This is a genomic window from Azospirillum halopraeferens DSM 3675, assembly GCF_000429625.1.
Taxonomy (GTDB): Bacteria; Pseudomonadota; Alphaproteobacteria; order Azospirillales; family Azospirillaceae; genus Azospirillum; species Azospirillum halopraeferens.
Genome location: NZ_AUCF01000004.1, coordinates 239,422 through 255,535 on the forward strand (window position 1 = coordinate 239,422; position 16,114 = coordinate 255,535).

Here is a 16,114-nt window from a genome sequence, read left to right on the forward strand (position 1 = left end):
CCGCGCGACTGCCCGGGCGGCCGGGGCGCTTCGCTGTGTACCCCCCGCTTCAGCAGTGAGGAACGCCGGGCATGGCCCAGCCGATCCGCAAGCCGACCCGCCTTGAGCCGTGGCAGGATCCCGATGCCGTCCCCTATGTGCGCATCGACAAGGTGACCAAGCGATTCGGTGATTTCGTCGCCGTCGACGACGTGTCGCTGAACATCTACCGGGGAGAGTTCTTCGCCCTGCTCGGCGGGTCGGGCTCCGGCAAGACGACGCTGCTGCGCATGCTCGCCGGTTTCGAGACGCCGAGCGAGGGCAGGATCTTCATCGACGGTGTCGACATGTCGGGCATTCCGCCCTACGAGCGTCCCGTCAACATGATGTTCCAGTCCTACGCCCTGTTCCCGCACATGAGCGTGGAGCAGAACGTGGCGTTCGGCCTGAAGCAGGACGGCGTGCCGCGCGCCGAGATCCGCGAGCGGGTGGCCGAGATGCTGGACATGGTGCAGCTCGGCCGCTTCGCCAAGCGGCGGCCGCACCAGTTGTCCGGCGGCCAGCGCCAGCGCGTGGCGCTCGCCCGCTCGCTGGTCAAGCGGCCCAAGCTGCTGTTGCTGGACGAGCCGCTGGGCGCGCTGGACCGCCGCCTGCGCGAGCGCACCCAGTTCGAGCTGGTCAACATCCAGGAGAAGCTGGGCGTCACCTTCGTCGTGGTCACCCACGACCAGGAGGAGGCGATGACCATGTCCACCCGCATCGCCGTGATGAACCAGGGCTACATCCAGCAGGTCGGCACGCCTTCGGAGATCTATGAATACCCGAACTCCAAGTTCGTGGCGGAGTTCATCGGGTCGGTGAACATGTTCGAGGGCCGTGTGGTGGAGGACGAGCCGGACCATGTGCTGGTCCGCTCCGAAGAGGCGGGCTGCGACCTCTACATCAACCATGGTGTGCCGGCGCCGCTGGGAACGCAGGTGTGGGTGGCCGTGCGGCCCGAGAAGATCGCCCTGTCCAAGGAGCCGCCGCCCGCCGCCGCCGACGGGCGCAACGTCACCCGCGGCGTGGTGCGGGAGATCGCCTACCTCGGCGACATGTCGATCTATCTGGTGGAACTGGCGGGCGGCAAGACCGTGCGCGTCACCATGCCCAACGTCACCCGCCGTACCGAGCTGCCGGTGACCTGGGAGGACGAGGTGTACCTGAGCTGGCGGCCCTTCGCCGGCGTCGTGCTGAACCAGTGAGCGGAGGACGCCCATGAGCCGGGAGGGTTTCGCCGCCGGTGACGACCGCACGAGCGCCGGCCCGCCCGCGGCGCCGGCCGACGCGCCGACGGGCCGGGGGAGCGCGGTGGCGGCGGTGCTGCGCCGGGTCGGTCTGTCGGGCCGCAGGGTGGTGGTGGCGGTGCCGTACCTGTGGCTGCTGCTGTTCTTCCTGATCCCCTTCCTGATCGTCTTCCGCATCAGCTTCTCCGAGGCGCTGATCGCCCAGCCGCCCTATTCGGCGCTGCTGGAATGGCTGGAGGATCCGGATTTCGGGGAGCTGAAGCTGCAGATCACCCTGACGCTGACCAGCTACCTCCGCCTGTTCGACGACAGCCTGTACATCGTCGCCTATCTGTCGTCGGTGAAGATGGCCTTCATCTCCACCGTGCTGTGCCTGCTGATCGGCTACCCCATGGCCTACGCCATCGCGCAGGCGCGGCCGTCCCTGCGCGGCCCGCTGATGATGCTGGTGGTGCTGCCGTTCTGGACCTCCTTCCTGATCAGGGTGTACGCCTGGATCGGCATCCTGAAGGCCAACGGCATCGTCTCCAACGCCCTGGCGGCCCTGGGCCTGGTGGACGAGCATTTCGAGATCCTGTACAGCGACATCGCCGTCTACATCGGCATCACCTACACCTATCTCCCCTTCATGATCCTGCCGCTGTACGCGACGCTGGAGCGGATGGACCGCTCGCTGCTGGAAGCCGCGGCGGACCTGGGCTGCCGGCCGTGGAAGGCGTTCCTCACCGTCACGCTGCCCCTGTCGGTGCCGGGGATCATCGCCGGCTCGCTGCTGGTGTTCATCCCGGCGGTGGGCGAGTTCGTTATCCCCGAATTGCTGGGCGGCCCGGACACGCTGATGATCGGGCGCGTCCTGTGGAATGAATTCTTCGCCAACCGCGACTGGCCGGTGGCGTCCGCGGTGGCCATCGCGCTGCTGATGTTCCTGGTGGTGCCGATCATGGTCTTCCAGTACGTCCAGGGACGCCAGCAGGATGCGGAGGCGCGGCGATGAAACGGTTCGGCTTCCTGGCCTGGGCGCTGTGGTTCGGCTACGCCTTCCTGTACGTGCCGATCGGGCTGCTCATCCTCTATTCGTTCAACGACAGCCGGCTGGTCACGGTGTGGGGCGGCTTCTCCACCCGCTGGTACGGCGAGCTGATGCGCAACGACCAGCTCATCGATGCGGCCCTGCTGTCGCTGCGCATCGCCGCCAGTTCGGCCACCTTCGCGGTCGTCCTGGGCACCATGGCGGGGCTGGCGATGGTGCGCTTCGGGCGGTTCCGCGGCCGCACCCTGTTCGGCGGCATGATCACCGCGCCGCTGGTGATGCCGGAGGTGATCACCGGCCTGTCGCTGCTGCTGTTGTTCGTGGCCATGGAACAGCTCGTCGGCTGGCCGGCGGGGCGGGGCGTGACCACGATCACCATCGCCCACACCACCTTCTCCATGGCCTATGTGGCGGTGATCGTGCAGTCGCGCCTGGTCAGTCTGGACGAAAGCCTGGAAGAGGCGGCCATGGACCTGGGCGCCCGCCCGGCCAAGGTCTTCTTCGTGATCACCCTGCCGATCATCGCGCCGGCCATCGTCTCGGGCTGGCTGCTGGCCTTCACCCTGTCGCTGGACGACCTGGTGATCGCCAGCTTCGTGTCCGGGCCGGGCTCCACGACGCTGCCCATGGTGATCTTCTCGTCGGTGAAATTCGGCGTCAGTCCGCAGATCAACGCGCTGGCGACCATCATCGTGCTGGTGGTCGCCACCGGAATCTTCATCGCCAGCCTGTTGATGGCCCGGCAGGAAAAGCAAAGGCAGAGGGACGAGCAAATGGCGTTGCAGGGGGGGTAATCCGCTGCCGATTCCGGGTGGTCATGCGTGCCCGGCATGGCCGCCCGGCGACGCCTGGAACCGTGAACGGATCTTTGCTATTCTTCACGCATCGTCAACAGCGCACGAGGCGTGACATGCTTACCGTCCTTTGGTTTCCGATGATCCGTCTGGGTTTTGCGAACCCCTTCGCCACTCTTTTCGCGCCGCGCCGCCGGCATCCGGCCGACCGCCGCTAGCGCGCCGCCCGACCCCTCACCGGACGCCCAGGGCGTCCAGCCGATCCAGCAGATCCGCCACCGGCACCGCATAATCGCAATGGTGTGCGGCCGTGTGGCTGCCGGGGACGTCGGCGCCGGGAACCTCCGCGTAGCGCATCCCCCGACCGGCGGCGAGACGGCCGAAGAACGGCTGGCGCACGCTGCCGCGCAGTTCCACCACCGTGGCGTCCGCCGGCGCGAACAGCAGGTTCGTGAACGCCGCGCCATGGCCGCCGACGATGACGTCGGCACCGGCGAACAGCGCCACCTGCTCCACGAAGCTCATGGCCCCCGGATCGACGCTGCGGAAGCCGCGCGGCTCCAGGGCATTGGCCACCTCGTCCTCGTTCACCGGCGTGCGCCGTCCCGTGGTACCGCGGCGCACGAACAGGCGACGGGCTACTTCCACCGGCGGCAGCAGGGCGCGGGTGCGGCCCAGCACGACGCCCCACAGGGCCGCCGCCCGGTCGCGGGCGGGCAGGGGCACCACCAGGTCGGGGTAGTCGGTCCATTCGTCGCCGGCGACGAACAGGTCGAACCCGTCGAGCCCGAGCCCCAGCACCATCACCTGGAGCGCCTCCAGCGCCCGTCCCGAGGGCGGGCGGTCCAGCACGACGCGCCGCTCGCCACCGTCGGGCACCAGCGCGCGCACCGCCAGCCGCGGCAGGAAGTCCACCAGCCAGTGGAAGTAGTTGTCGGAGCAGCCCATGGCGAAATAGCGCCCCGGCGGTGCCGGCCGGTCGAGCGCCTGCACGAAGCCGGGGGGCGGCGGGGCGCCGACCATGGCGTATTTGGCGGGTGCGAAGATGCCGAAGGCCGGGAAGCAGTGCAGGTCCCGCGTCACCGGAAAGGTCAGCGGGTTGTGCAGGACGCAGCCCTGCGCAAAGTGCACCGCCGCCGTGGCGCCGTCGTCCGTGCGCAGGCCGCGGGCGCCGCCGACGCCGGAATCCAGATAGTGTTCCAGATCGACGCCGGTGATGATCGTGGCCACGGGTATCCATGCCTCCGCCGGTGTGGGTAGCCCTCCGGTTCTACCCTGCGCCCGGCGCGCCGTCACCGGTTGTGCTCTCCCTGCCGGCTGCCCCCATCCCCGCCATTGCCAAATCCGCACCCGGATGTTTAGGGTTCGCACGAGCGGACCGGACGCGAACCGGGACGCCGAACGGGAAGGGGGGCAGAGCATGACGGCACCGGCAACGACACCGGCCGCGGACGGTTTCTACATGCCCGGCGAATGGGAACCCCACGCCCGCTGCTGGATGGCGTGGCCCTGCCGGCCGGAGACCTGGCCCGACGACGGCATCGAGGCGGCGCGCGCCGCCTACGCCGAGGTGGCGCGGGCGATCGCCCGGTTCGAGCCGGTGACCATGGTCTGCGATCCCGACGACGTGCCGGAGGCATCGCTGGCCTGCGGCGGCGGCGGCGTGCAGATCCTGCCCATGCCCATCTCCGATTCGTGGATCCGCGACACCGGTCCGTCCTTCCTGATCGACGGCAAGGGGCGGGCGGCGGGGGTCCACTGGCGCTTCAACGCCTGGGGCGGCAATTACCCCGAGTGCGACCGCGACCGCGAGATCGGCCGCCTGATCCTGGAACACCAGAAGCTGCCCCGCTACGCCGCACCGCTGATCATGGAGGGCGGCGCCTTCCATGTGGACGGCGAGGGCACGCTGCTGACGACCGAGCAGTGCCTGCTCAACCCCAACCGCAACCCCGGCCTGTCGCGCGACGCGATCGAGACGCTGCTGATGGACCATCTCAGCGTCTCCCGGGTGATCTGGCTGGGCGAGGGCTACCAGGACGACGAGACGGACGGCCACATCGACGAGATCGCGCTGTTCGTGAAGCCCGGCGTGGTCATGGCCATCGTCACCGACGACCCCGCCGACCCCAATTTCCGCATCTTCCAGGACAACCTGGACCGCCTGAAGAAGGCCCGCGACGCGCAGGGGCGGGAGCTGGAGATCATCCCCGTCCGTCAGCCCGGACGGCGCGACCGCGACGGGGTGCGCCTGACGCTGTCCTACACGAACCTGTACATCGCCAACGGCGGCATCGTCATGCCCGCCTTCGAAGACGCCGCCGACGACGATGCCTACCGCACGGTGCGCAGGGCCTTCCCCGACCGCGAGGTGATCCAGATCCCCGCCCTCGACATCGTCCGCGGCGGTGGCGGCATCCACTGCATCACCCAGCAGCAGCCGGCGGCGTGACCGCACCCGGAAGGATACCGATGCCTCTCCGCCTCCGTCCCCTTTGCTCCCCGGCCGGATGAGCGACGATCCGCTGACCCGGCTGCGCGCGGCGGTCGCCCACCACCAGGCCGGGCGGCTGACCGAGGCGGAGCCCCTGTATGCCGATCTGGTGGCGGACATCCCCGGCTTCGCGGACGCGCTTCACCTGTACGGCGTTCTGTGCGCGCAGACCGGCCGCAACGCCCGCGCCCTGGAGCTGATCGGCAACGCCATCGCCCGCAACGGCAACGCCGCGGCCTATCACGCCAATTTCGCCCGGGCCCTGCGCGCCGAGGGGCGGCTGCCGGAGGCGGCCGACAGTCTGCGCCGTGCCATTGCCCTTCAGCCCGCGGCGGACGCCTTCTTCAGCCTGGGCAACGTGCTGAAGCAGGCCGGACAGACCGCCGAGGCCACGGAGCGCTACCGGGACGCGCTGGCCCTGAAGCCCGACTTCGTGGACGCCCGCATCAACGCGGCCGCAGCGCTCGACGCGCTGGACCGCCGGAACGAGGCGCTGGCGCACCTGCGCCTTGCGTTGGCCACCGCACCGGCCAACCCCACGGTGCTGTACAACCTCGCCCGCACGGAACAGGCGTTCGGCGCCCCGGACCGGGCCGTCGCGGGGTATCGCCGCGCCCTGCGCGCGGACCCCGGATTCGAGGGGGCGGCGGCCAATCTCGGCGCGGCCCTGCTCGACGCCCATCGCCCCGCCGCCGCGCTGACGGTGCTGCGCCGTCTTGTGGCGGCGGCACCGGATCGGCCGGACCGGCTGCTGCCTCTCGCCACCGCGCTGGCCGATGCCGGCGCCACCGATGCGGCGCTGGCCGCCTTCCGCCGCCTGATGGCGCTGACCCCGCAAGACCCCACCCCGTGGCAGCGCTCGGCCGAAGCGCTGGAGGCCGCCGGCCGGCCGGGCGAGGCGGCGGCAATCCTGGTGGAGGTGGGGCGCCTGGGCCGGTGCGGCCGGTTCCATTGGAAGACCGCGTACTATCATCTGGTCCGCCTGTGCAACACGCGGCTGGCCGAGGGCCGCCCGGACCGTGTGGCGGCGCTGCTGTCGGCGGTGATCGCGGCGTGGCGCGGCGTGGATGGCGAACTGCAGGCGTGGGCGCTGTTCCTGCAGGGGTCGCTGGCCGTGCTGCGGGACGACGGCGACCGGGCGCGCGACGCCTTCGCGGCGGCGCGCCCGTACCTGCCGTTCCTGGTCCATGTGCCGGTGGGTGACGCCTTCGCCCGTCGCGTCGAGGCTCTGCCGGCCGCGGCGGTGGCGGAGTCGGAGGCGGCCTTCGTCGCGGAATCCATCGTCCAACCCGGCAGCGGACCGGTGGTGATCGCGGCCTGCGATGCCGGCTACCTCCGCCGCTTCGCCCCGCTGTACCTGTCCGCGCTGGAGCGGTTCGCCGCGGCGGGCCAGGTCGTCCATCTGCACGTCGTCGATCCGGCGCCCGACACCCCGGCCGTCATGGCCGCGCTGGCCGCCGGCCGGCACCGCTGCCGCCCGGGCTGGAGCCACGAGGCGGCGCCGGCCGGGCTGAGCGCCGAGGCGCGGACCACCTACTACACCTTCGCCCGCTTCCTGCGGCTGGGGGAGCTGGCCGCCCGCTATCGCACGCCGCTGCTGGTCACGGACATCGACGCCTGCATCCTGTCCGATCCCGCGGCCTTCACGGCGCCGCTCACCGAAGACCGCCCCCTGGCCCTGCAGCATTTCCCCGGCAATCTGGCGCGGCTGTACGACGGCATCGGCGGCGGCCTGGTGGCGCTGCGGCCGGAGCCGCCGGTGCTGGCCCTGTTCGACCGCATCCGGCGCTTTCTTCTGTCGTGGACGGCGGAGCGGACGCTGTCCTACTTCCTCGACCAGGTTGCCCTGGTGGCCGGGCTCGACGACGCGACCCGCCGCGGCGTGGCGCCGGGCATCCTGCCGGTCCGTGCGGAGGGCCGTCTGTTCCTCTGCGGAGAGGGCCGGTTCGTGCAGATTCTCGACGAAAAGAACCGGCCGGGCTTCGATGGAACCGTGCGGCGGCTCGTCGACGACCTCGTGACCGCGGGGCCGCCCGTCGAACCGCACGCCGAGCGGGAGCGCATTCTCCGCGCCCTGGGGACCGCCGGCTGAACCTCCGGCCGTCCCCGTTCAGGCCTCAGTACCGGGCGTACACCGTGGTGCCCGCGGAACCGCCGAAGGTCAGCACCTCGTAGGGTTCGCCGGGGATGTCCATGCCCGGCGCGCTCTGCGGCATGCCCGGCACGGCCAGCCCCTTGATGGCCGGCTTCTCGCTCAGCATCCGGCGCACGTCGGCGGCCGGCACATGGCCTTCGAGCAGATAGCCGCCGACCTCTGCGGTGTGGCACGACCCCATGGTCTCCGGCACGCCCCTGGCCATCTTCAGCGGCCAGACGTCGTCCATGTCGTGGACGCGCAGGGTGAAGCCGGCCTCCTTCATGTGGTCGATCCAGGCGCCGCAGCAGCCGCAGCTCGGCGACTTCCACACCTCCACCACCGTGCCGGCGGCGGCCGGGGCGGTGGTCAGCACCGGCGTGCCGATGACGACCGCGCCGACCGCAACGGCGGCGGCGGCGAGGGAGAGCAGGTATTTGCGAGGCATCATGGCAGGGGAACTCCTGTTCGCTCGGCCGGCGCCGATGGGGAAAGGGGTGAGCGGACGGCGGCCGGACCGGTGAGGAGCCTGCAACCGGACACCCCGGCGGCGCCTTGATCAGGATCATGACCGCCGTCTGCGGTTGACGACGCAGATGGGGTGCGGGGCTGCGTCACGAAACCCCTTGACCTTCCCGTTGCAGGAAGGTCCATCCATAAGGGCAGCGTGAAAAACGACGGGAGCCCATGATGGCGGACGTGGCTGCACGGGACGGGATGACGGGCGCCGGGGCCGGCGTCCGCCCGAACGCCGAGATCGACCTCGGCATCGGCGGAATGACCTGCGCGTCGTGCGTCGGGCGGGTGGAGAAGGCGATCCGCCGGGTGCCCGGGGTTGCTTACGTGGCGGTCAACCTGGCGACCGAGCGGGCCCGCGTCACCTTCTCCGGCGCGCCCGATCCCGCGGCTGTGGCGGAGGCGGTGGAGGCCGCCGGCTTCACCGCGGCGGCGGGCGAGGTCGATCTGCGCATCGACGGGATGACGTGCGCGTCCTGCGTCGGCCGGGTCGAGAAGGCGCTGAAGCGGGTGCCGGGTGTCACCGCCGCCGCCGTTAACCTGGCGACGGAGCGCGCCCGCGTCACCGGCCACGGCCTGGATGCCGCCCGGCTTGTGGAGGCGGTGGAGTCCGCCGGCTTCGGCGCCGCGGTGCCGGACGAGGAGGACGTGGCCGTCGCCGCGCCCGACGAGGCCGCGGAGCGCAGCCGCCGCGACCTGCTGCACGTCGCCGCCGCCGGCCTGCTGTCGCTGCCGCTGGTGGCCGGCATGGCCGGGGAGATGCTGGGCTTCGCCGTCATGCCGCCGGGCTGGCTGCAATTCCTGCTGGCGACGCCGGTGCAGTTCTGGCTGGGCCGGCGGTTCTACGTCGCGGGCTGGAAGGCGGTGCGCGCCGGCACCGGCAACATGGACCTGCTGGTGGCGCTGGGCACCTCGGCCGCCTGGGGCCTCAGCACCTGGATGCTGCTGACCGCCGGCCACGGCGGGCACCCGCCGCTCTATTTCGAAACATCGGCCGTCCTCATCACCTTCGTGCTGCTGGGCAAGTGGCTGGAGGCGCGGGCCAAGGGGCAGACCGCCGCCGCCATCCGGGCGCTGATGGACCTGCGCCCCGACACCGCCCGGCTGCGCCGCAACGGCACCGACGTGGAGGTGCCGGTGGGCCGGGTGCGGGTCGGCGACCTGGTGGTGGTGCGGCCGGGCGAGCGGGTGCCGGTGGACGGCACGGTGGTCGAGGGCAGCGGCAGCATCGACGAGAGCATGCTGACCGGCGAACCCCTGCCGGTGGAGAAGGGCGAAGGGGCGGCGGTCACCGGCGGCTCCATCGACGTGGACGGGCTGTTCGTGGTGCGCACGACGGCGGTCGGGGCCGAGACCATGCTGGCGAAGATCGTCCGGCTGGTGGAAGGGGCGCAGGCGTCCAAGGCGCCCATCCAGCGCACCGTCGACCGGGTGTCCGCCGTCTTCGTGCCGGTGGTGCTGGTGATCGCCGCCGCGACCCTGGCCGGCTGGTGGCTGACCACCGGCCACGCGGAGACGGCCATCATCACGGCGGTGTCGGTGCTGGTCATCGCCTGCCCCTGCGCGCTGGGCCTTGCCACGCCCACCGCCATCATGGTGGGCACGGGGGCGGCGGCCCGCCACGGCATCCTGATCAAGGACGCCGAGGCGCTGGAGCGCGCCCACGCGGTGACCGCCGTCGCCTTCGACAAGACCGGTACCCTGACCGAGGGCAAGCCGCGGGTCACCGACCTGGTGCCGGCCGCGGGGGAGACCCCCGACGGCCTGCTGCACCGGGCCGCCGCGCTCCAGCAGGGCAGCGAGCACCCGCTGGCCCGCGCCGTGCTTGCCCGCGCCGAGGCGAGCGGGACGGGGGCGGCGGGCGCGCTGACGGACTTCCGGGCGCTGGCCGGGCGCGGCGTCAGCGGCACGGTCGACGGGATCCCCCTGCTGTTCGGCGCCCGCCGCCTGATGGCCGACCACGGCCTTGCCGACCCGGCGCTGGAGGCACGGGCGGCGACCCTGGAGGCGGCCGGGCGCACCGTATCGTGGCTGGCCGCGACGGGGCCGCAGGCGCGCGTGCTCGGCCTCGTCGCCTTCGGCGATACGGTGAAGGGGGCGGCCCGCGAGGCGGTGCGGGCGCTGCACGCCCGGGGCATCGCCGCGGTGATGGTCACCGGCGACAGCCGCGGCGCCGCCGAGGCGGTGGCGAAGGACCTGGGCATCGACCGCGTCGTCGCCGAGGTGCTGCCCGGCGACAAGGCCGACGTGGTCGCCGCGCTGAAGCGGGAAGGCCGGGTGGTCGCCATGGTCGGCGACGGCATCAACGACGCCCCGGCGCTCGCCGCCGCCGACGTGGGCATCGCCATGGCCACCGGGACGGACGTGGCCATGCACACCGCGGGCGTCACCCTGATGCGCGGCGACCCGGTGCTGGTGTCCGGCGCGCTCGACGTGTCGCGCCGGACCTATGCGAAGATCCGGCAGGGGCTGTTCTGGGCCTTCATCTACAACGTCATCGGCCTGCCCCTGGCGGCGTTCGGCTACCTCAGCCCGGTGCTGGCCGGCGCTGCCATGGCCCTGAGTTCGGTCAGCGTCGTCCTCAACGCCCTCTCCCTGCGGGGCTGGAAGCCGAACTGACGGCAACGCGGCCATTGCGTCGCCGGCCGATGCGACATATGGTCGCGGGACGTTCCGATGGTCCCCCATCGCAACGTGGATGGTGTTTCGATCGATCAGCCCTTGCGGCCCGCCCTTCGGGGCGGGCCGATTTTTGTCGGGGCAGGGGATCAAATGGCCGCTTGCGCCTGCACGATGGTGCGCAGCCAGGCGCGGAAGCCGGCGAAGCCGGGGGACTCGCGGCGGGACGGCCGGTACACCAGGTACCAGGAACGGCCCATGGGCACCGCCTGCGGGACGGGGATGACCAGACGGCCGGCCGCCAGGTCGTCGGCGATGTAGGGCTCCGCCCCCGGGGCCACGCCCACCCCGTCGATGGCGGCCTGCAGCGCCATGGCGTAGCTGCCGAAGGACAGGCCCTTGGCGGTCGGCGGCGGCAGGCCGGCGGCGGCGAACCAGCGGGGCCAGTCGTCGGCCCAGTGGGACACCGACAGCAGCGTTGCTTCCCGCAGGTCCTCCGGCCGGCGCAGGGTGCGGGCCAGGGCCGGGGCGCAGACCGGCACCATGGTGGCGGTGAACAGCCGTTCCACCTCGTACCCCGGCCAATGGCCGTCGCCCAGCAGCACCGCGCAGGTCCAGTCGTCGCGGATGGGCTGGCCGGCCCCGCCGGTGGCGATGCGCACCTCCACCTCCGGATGCTCCGCGTGGAACACCGCCAGGCGGGGGATCAGCCAGCGCACCGCGAAGGTGGCGCCCACGCCGATGGTCAGCACCGGCCCGCCGCGCATGGCCATGACAGCCTCCACGCTGCGCGCCAGGGTGTCGAAGGCGTCGCTCAGCCCCGGCTGCAACGCCCGCCCCCGGTCCGTCAGCGCCAGGGCGTTGGCCCGGCGCTCGAACAGAGGCGCGCCCAGCCACTCCTCCAGCAGGCGCACCATGCGGCTGACGGCCGCCTGGGTGACGTTCAGTTCCGCCGCCGCCCCCGTGAAGCTGCCGTGGCGGGCCGCCGCCTCGAAGGCGCGCAGGGCGTTCAGCGAGGGCAGGCGCCGCATTCCCGAACCTCCGCTCAGGCCAACATTTCCTTGGGGTCAGCATCAGGGAATGCCGTTTGCGGCGCAAGCGCCGCGGTGCCACCCTTCGTGTACCGCTTCAAGAAAAACTTCGGTGACCCGCGATGCTGACGCTTCCCCTGGCGATGGGGCTCGGCCTGGCCGTCGTCGCGACCTCGTTCCTCTCCGGCCTGTTCGGCATGGCCGGCGGCATGGTGCTGATGGGCGTGCTGCTGATGATGCTGCCGGTCGGCGCGGCGATGCTGCTGCACGGCATCACCCAGATGACGGCCAACGGCTGGCGCGCCTGGCTGTGGCGCCGGCACATCCGCTGGGGGATCGTCGGGCGCTTCCTGGCGGGCGGCAGCGTGGCGGTCGCCGTCTTCGCGCTGCTCGCCTACGTCCCCGGCCGGGCGGTGTCGCTGATCGTGCTGGGCCTGTCGCCGTTCCTGGCGCTGGCGATCCCCGGGCGGTGGTCGCCCGACGTCACGCGGCGCGGCCATGCGGAGACGGCCGGCGTGCTGTGCATGGGCATCCAGCTCGTCGCCGGCATCTCCGGCCCGCTGCTGGACGCCTTCTTCGTGCGCACCGGCCTGACGCGCCAGAGCATCGTCGCCACCAAGGCGGCCGTGCAGGTGGCCGGGCACCTGGTCAAGGTGGTCTATTTCGGCGCGCTCGCCTCCGGTGCGGCGGCGGAGGCGGTGACCCTGCCGGCCGTCGCGCTGTGCGTCGCCATGGCGGTCCTCGGCACCACGCTGGCGCGCGGCGTCCTGGAGGCCATGAGCGACGCCCGGTTCCGCACCTGGAGCCAGCGCCTGATCACGCTGGCCGGGGCGGTCTACCTGGGCCAGGGCGTGTTCCTGCTGGTGGCTCCGCTGGTGGCACCGTGATCACGCGCCGCCGCCGGCCCACGCGGCGTCCAGCAGCTCGTACGAGCGCACGCGGGCGGCGTGGTCGTGGACCGCGGTGGCGACCATCAGCTCATCGGCGCCCACCCGGCGGGCGAACGCCTCCAGGTCGCGGCGCACCGCGTCGGGCGTGCCGACGAAGGAGCAGGCGAGCATGCCCGAGGCGTGCGCCTTCTCCATGGGCGTCCAATAGCCCTCGATGTCGTCGATGGGGGGCGGCAGTTCCCGCCGGGTGCCGCGGACCATGTTGGTGAACGCCTGCTGGAGCGAGGTGAACAGCCGCCGCGCCTCGGCCGCGGTGTCGGCGCACACCACGTTGACGCCGACCATGGCGCGGGGCGTGCGCTGCTGCGCCGACGGGCGGAAGGTGTCGCGGTAGAGCGCCAGCGCCGGTTCCAGCGCGTCGGGCGCGAAGTGGGACGCGAAGGCGTAGGGCAGGCCGAGCATGGCCGCGAGCTGCGCCCCGAACAGGCTGGAGCCGAGGATCCACAGCGGCACCTCCGTGCCGGTCCCCGGCACCGCCTGCACCCGCTGCCCCGGCTGCAACGGTCCCAGCAGGGCCTGCAGCTCCAGCACGTCGTCGGGGAAGCGCTCGGCCGTCGCGGGGTCGCGGCGCAGGGCGCGCAGCGTCATCTGGTCGGTGCCCGGTGCCCGCCCCAGGCCCAGGTCGATGCGGCCGGGGTGGAGCGAGGCGAGGGTCCCGAACTGCTCGGCGATCACCAGGGGGGAGTGGTTGGGCAGCATGATGCCGCCGGCGCCGACCCGGATGCGCCGGGTGCCGGCCGCGACGTGGGCGATCACCACCGACGTGGCGGCGCTGGCGATGCCGACCATGTTGTGGTGCTCGGCCAGCCAATAGCGGACATAGCCCAGGCGGTCGGCGTGCTGCGCCAGGTCCAGCGTGTTGCGCAGGGCGTCGGCCGGGGTGAACCCCAGCGGCACCGGGGCCAGGTCGAGGATGGAGAGCGGGGGCGGGGGACTCATGCCTCGGGCAGTCCTTCGGGCAGCGGCTCGCCGTCGGGGACGAAGGCGAGCGAGACGGAGTTGATGCAGAAGCGCAGGCCGGTGGGCGGCGGCCCGTCGGGGAAGACGTGGCCCTGGTGGCTGCCGCAGCGGGCGCACAGCGTCTCCACCCGCACCATGCCGTAGCTGTTGTCCTGCTTCAGCGCCACATGCGCCTTGTCGAACGGGGAATGGAAGCTGGGCCAGCCGGTGCCGGAGTCGAACTTCGTCCCCGCACGGAACAGCGGCAGGCCGCAGAGCTTGCAGCAGTAGGTGCCCGGCTGCTTGTTGCCCAGCAGGCCGCCGCAGAACGGCGCCTCCGTGCCGTGGCGCAGCAGGACCTCGCGCTCCTCCTCCGTCAGCCGCGCTTCCAGCCTCCGCCGCAGCTCCGGCGAGGGCGGCGTCAGGTCGAAGCCGGAGGGGGAGAGGGCGGGTGTCCCCGCGGGTGTCGTCGTCATCGCTGGTGTCCTTCTCGTCCGTCGCCCGGCGCGGACGGCACCGGCCGGGACCCCATACCAGATAGGGCGGCCGGCCGGGGAGGGAACGGCGGCCCTTGACACCGCGGTGCACTCCCGCTACAGAGCGCATCTCTTCCGACATCGGATGCAATTCATGGTCGGGTTCACTCTCCTCTGCGGTGCCGCGCGCGGGCGAAAGCGCGGCTGAACGGGACGCCCTCACCCTCCGGCGGTGAGGGCCGTTCCGTTCGGACGCCCGGTTCCGCCGTCCGGGCGGGACCAATCCCCGCCCCCGTTCCGCACCATCGAGACGAGAGTGACCGTGACCAATCCCTGCGATGTCTTCGCGGCGCGCCGTGCGCGCCTGCATGCCCTGGAAGCCGCGGGCGTGTGCGCCTATCCCGCCGGCGCCGCCCCCGCCCGTGTCCACGCCGCCCGGCTGCACGCCGCCCACGCCGCCCTGGCGGCCGGACAGGAGCACCCCGAAGCCGTGGTGACCGTGGCCGGGCGCATCCGCGCCGTCCGCAACTCCGGCCTGTTCATGGACCTGAGCGACGAGTCCGGCACCATCCAACTGTTCGCGGATCGCGACCGCCCCGTTGCCCCCGGCGCCCTGCCGCCGGGGGACGTTCAGCTCGGCGACGTGGTGGAGGCGCACGGGCACGTGCGCCGGACGGCGCGCGGCGAACTGTCGGTGGCGGTTCACTCCCTGCGCCTGCTGGCCGCCAACCTGCACCCGCTGCCCGACCGCCGGGCCGGCCTCAGGGACACCGAGATCCGCTACCGCCGCCGCTATCTGGACATGCTGGCGACCCCGGAGACGGTGCGGACGCTGCGCACCCGTTCCGCCGTCGTGTCCGCCCTGCGCCGCGCCCTGGAGACCGGCGATTACCTGGAGGTGGAGACGCCGATGCTGCACGGCGTCCCCGGCGGCGCCACGGCGCGCCCCTTCCGCACCCGGCACAACGCCCTGGGGCGGGAAATGCACCTGCGCATCGCGCCCGAGCTGCACCTGAAGAGGCTGCTGGTGGGCGGGCTGGAACGGGTGTTCGAGATGAACCGCTGCTTCCGCAATGAAGGATTGAGTGTCCGCCACGATCCCGAGTTCACGACCCTGGAGGTCTACCGCGCCTATGCCGACGGCGCGGCCATGATGGACCTGGCCGGGGCGTTGCTGCGCACGGCGGCCGCGGCGGCGGGCTTTCCCGACGGGCGCGTGCCGTTCGGCGGGCGCACGCTGGACTTCGGCGGCCCCATCCCGGCCGCGGCGATGCACGATCTCGTGCGCGGGGCGACCGGCATCGACTTCCCGGCGCTCGACCCCGCCCGGGCGATGGCGGAGGCGGTTCGCCTGGGTGCGCCGCCGGCGGAGGCCGGCGGGCCGCGGACGTGGGGCCACGCGCTGGAGTGGGTGTTCGGTGCCGTCGTCGAACCGACGCTGGTCCGGCCCACCTTCGTGACGGCGCTGCCGCTGGACGTGTCGCCGCTGGCCCGCGCCTCGGACGACGATCCGCGGCTGGCCGACCGGTTCGAGCTGTACGCCAACGGCTGGGAGCTGGCCAACGGGTTCACCGAACTGGCCGACCCGCGCGAGCAGCGCCGCCGCTTCGAGGCGCAGGCGGCCGCGGCCCGGGCCGGCGACGAGGAGGCCATGGGGCTGGACGAAGACTACCTGACCGCGCTGGAGGTCGGGCTGCCGCCCGCCGGCGGCCTGGGCATCGGCATCGATCGCCTGGTCATGCTGCTGACCGGCAGCCCCGCCATCCGCGACGTCATCGCCTTTCCGACGCTCCGGGACTGACGGGCGCACCCGGCGTTGGCGCGTTGCCAGGGGGCCGCCGTTCTGCCAGAACGGCCCCTTCCTTC

At 72.3% G+C, this 16,114-nt stretch carries 13 protein-coding genes; 8 read left to right on the forward strand and 5 right to left on the reverse strand.

The genetic code is table 11. From position 1 onward, the window contains the following. The first annotated feature begins 71 nt into the window (after nucleotides 1–71). The 3 genes from G472_RS0104840 to G472_RS0104850 are packed head-to-tail and all read left to right on the forward strand — an operon-like array spanning nucleotide 72 to nucleotide 3,089. Nucleotides 72–1,223, forward strand: a complete 1,152-nt coding sequence (locus tag G472_RS0104840) for an ABC transporter ATP-binding protein (RefSeq protein ID WP_029007469.1) — start codon at nucleotides 72–74, stop codon at nucleotides 1,221–1,223. Between the two features lie 13 nt (nucleotides 1,224–1,236). Then, nucleotides 1,237–2,259: an ABC transporter permease subunit gene (locus G472_RS0104845; protein ID WP_084536447.1), complete on the forward strand. Its 1,023-nt coding sequence runs from the start codon at nucleotides 1,237–1,239 to the stop codon at nucleotides 2,257–2,259. After that, the gene (locus tag G472_RS0104850; protein WP_029007471.1) at nucleotides 2,256–3,089 is read left to right on the forward strand and encodes an ABC transporter permease subunit; all 834 of its coding nucleotides are present in this window, start codon (nucleotides 2,256–2,258) and stop codon (nucleotides 3,087–3,089) included. Before G472_RS0104845 ends, G472_RS0104850 begins: the two co-directional genes overlap by 4 nt. 234 nt (nucleotides 3,090–3,323) lie before the next feature. Here the strand turns inward: G472_RS0104850 and G472_RS0104855 are convergent, their stop codons facing one another. After that, nucleotides 3,324–4,319, reverse strand: coding sequence for a glycosyltransferase family 61 protein (locus G472_RS0104855; protein ID WP_029007472.1), 996 nt, complete (start codon nucleotides 4,317–4,319; stop codon nucleotides 3,324–3,326). Nucleotides 4,320–4,509: 190 nt separating this feature from the next. Between G472_RS0104855 and G472_RS0104860 the strand changes: the two genes are divergently transcribed. Together G472_RS0104860 and G472_RS36745 are read left to right on the forward strand one after the other, a co-directional pair. Next, complete coding sequence (locus G472_RS0104860; protein WP_029007473.1) at nucleotides 4,510–5,541, forward strand: agmatine deiminase family protein; 1,032 nt, start codon at nucleotides 4,510–4,512, stop codon at nucleotides 5,539–5,541. A 58-nt stretch (nucleotides 5,542–5,599) separates the two neighbouring features. Beyond that, nucleotides 5,600–7,675 (forward strand): tetratricopeptide repeat protein, encoded by a 2,076-nt coding sequence (locus G472_RS36745; protein ID WP_156926998.1) that lies wholly within the window; start codon nucleotides 5,600–5,602, stop codon nucleotides 7,673–7,675. 25 nt (nucleotides 7,676–7,700) lie between these two features. Here the strand turns inward: G472_RS36745 and G472_RS0104870 are convergent, their stop codons facing one another. Further along, on the reverse strand, nucleotides 7,701–8,168 hold the full coding sequence (locus G472_RS0104870; RefSeq protein ID WP_245593394.1) for a DUF411 domain-containing protein: 468 nt from the start codon (nucleotides 8,166–8,168) through the stop codon (nucleotides 7,701–7,703). Between the two features lie 239 nt (nucleotides 8,169–8,407). Here G472_RS0104870 and G472_RS0104875 point away from each other — a divergent pair, with 239 nt between their 5' ends. Then, a complete protein-coding gene (locus G472_RS0104875) occupies nucleotides 8,408–10,852 on the forward strand; it encodes a heavy metal translocating P-type ATPase (protein WP_425387971.1) in 2,445 nt (814 codons plus the stop codon). 149 nt (nucleotides 10,853–11,001) lie between these two features. On the opposite strand, the gene gcvA is transcribed toward G472_RS0104875, so the two are convergent. Continuing rightward, nucleotides 11,002–11,883: a transcriptional regulator GcvA gene (gene gcvA / locus G472_RS31305; RefSeq protein ID WP_035691079.1), complete on the reverse strand. Its 882-nt coding sequence runs from the start codon at nucleotides 11,881–11,883 to the stop codon at nucleotides 11,002–11,004. A 122-nt stretch (nucleotides 11,884–12,005) separates the two neighbouring features. Between gcvA and G472_RS0104885 the strand changes: the two genes are divergently transcribed. After that, nucleotides 12,006–12,770 (forward strand): sulfite exporter TauE/SafE family protein, encoded by a 765-nt coding sequence (locus tag G472_RS0104885; RefSeq protein WP_029007477.1) that lies wholly within the window; start codon nucleotides 12,006–12,008, stop codon nucleotides 12,768–12,770. On the opposite strand, the gene G472_RS0104890 is transcribed toward G472_RS0104885, so the two are convergent. Together G472_RS0104890 and msrB are read right to left on the reverse strand one after the other, a co-directional pair. Next, the gene (locus G472_RS0104890; RefSeq protein WP_029007478.1) at nucleotides 12,771–13,772 is read right to left on the reverse strand and encodes an LLM class flavin-dependent oxidoreductase; all 1,002 of its coding nucleotides are present in this window, start codon (nucleotides 13,770–13,772) and stop codon (nucleotides 12,771–12,773) included. It lies immediately after the preceding gene. Continuing rightward, entirely contained in the window at nucleotides 13,769–14,248 is a 480-nt protein-coding gene (msrB, locus tag G472_RS0104895) for a peptide-methionine (R)-S-oxide reductase MsrB (RefSeq protein ID WP_029007479.1), read from the reverse strand. Before msrB ends, G472_RS0104890 begins: the two co-directional genes overlap by 4 nt. 322 nt (nucleotides 14,249–14,570) lie before the next feature. On the opposite strand from msrB, the gene lysS reads away from it, so the two are divergent. Continuing rightward, nucleotides 14,571–16,049: a lysine--tRNA ligase gene (gene lysS / locus G472_RS31310; RefSeq protein ID WP_084536485.1), complete on the forward strand. Its 1,479-nt coding sequence runs from the start codon at nucleotides 14,571–14,573 to the stop codon at nucleotides 16,047–16,049. Nucleotides 16,050–16,114: the final 65 nt, after the last annotated feature.

What these genes read in the sequence shown, in the direction of transcription:
- G472_RS0104840 (WP_029007469.1), top strand. Translation starts at nt 72, where the DNA reads ATGGCCCAGCCGATCCGCAAGCCGACCCGCCTTGAGCCGTGGCAGGAT.
- G472_RS0104845 (WP_084536447.1), top strand. Translation starts at nt 1,237, where the DNA reads ATGAGCCGGGAGGGTTTCGCCGCCGGTGACGACCGCACGAGCGCCGGC.
- G472_RS0104850 (WP_029007471.1), top strand. Translation starts at nt 2,256, where the DNA reads ATGAAACGGTTCGGCTTCCTGGCCTGGGCGCTGTGGTTCGGCTACGCC.
- G472_RS0104860 (WP_029007473.1), top strand. Translation starts at nt 4,510, where the DNA reads ATGACGGCACCGGCAACGACACCGGCCGCGGACGGTTTCTACATGCCC.
- G472_RS36745 (WP_156926998.1), top strand. Translation starts at nt 5,600, where the DNA reads ATGAGCGACGATCCGCTGACCCGGCTGCGCGCGGCGGTCGCCCACCAC.
- G472_RS0104870 (WP_245593394.1), bottom strand. Translation starts at nt 8,168, where the DNA reads ATGATGCCTCGCAAATACCTGCTCTCCCTCGCCGCCGCCGCCGTTGCG.
- G472_RS0104875 (WP_425387971.1), top strand. Translation starts at nt 8,408, where the DNA reads ATGGCGGACGTGGCTGCACGGGACGGGATGACGGGCGCCGGGGCCGGC.
- gcvA (WP_035691079.1), bottom strand. Translation starts at nt 11,883, where the DNA reads ATGCGGCGCCTGCCCTCGCTGAACGCCCTGCGCGCCTTCGAGGCGGCG.
- G472_RS0104885 (WP_029007477.1), top strand. Translation starts at nt 12,006, where the DNA reads ATGCTGACGCTTCCCCTGGCGATGGGGCTCGGCCTGGCCGTCGTCGCG.
- G472_RS0104890 (WP_029007478.1), bottom strand. Translation starts at nt 13,772, where the DNA reads ATGAGTCCCCCGCCCCCGCTCTCCATCCTCGACCTGGCCCCGGTGCCG.
- msrB (WP_029007479.1), bottom strand. Translation starts at nt 14,248, where the DNA reads ATGACGACGACACCCGCGGGGACACCCGCCCTCTCCCCCTCCGGCTTC.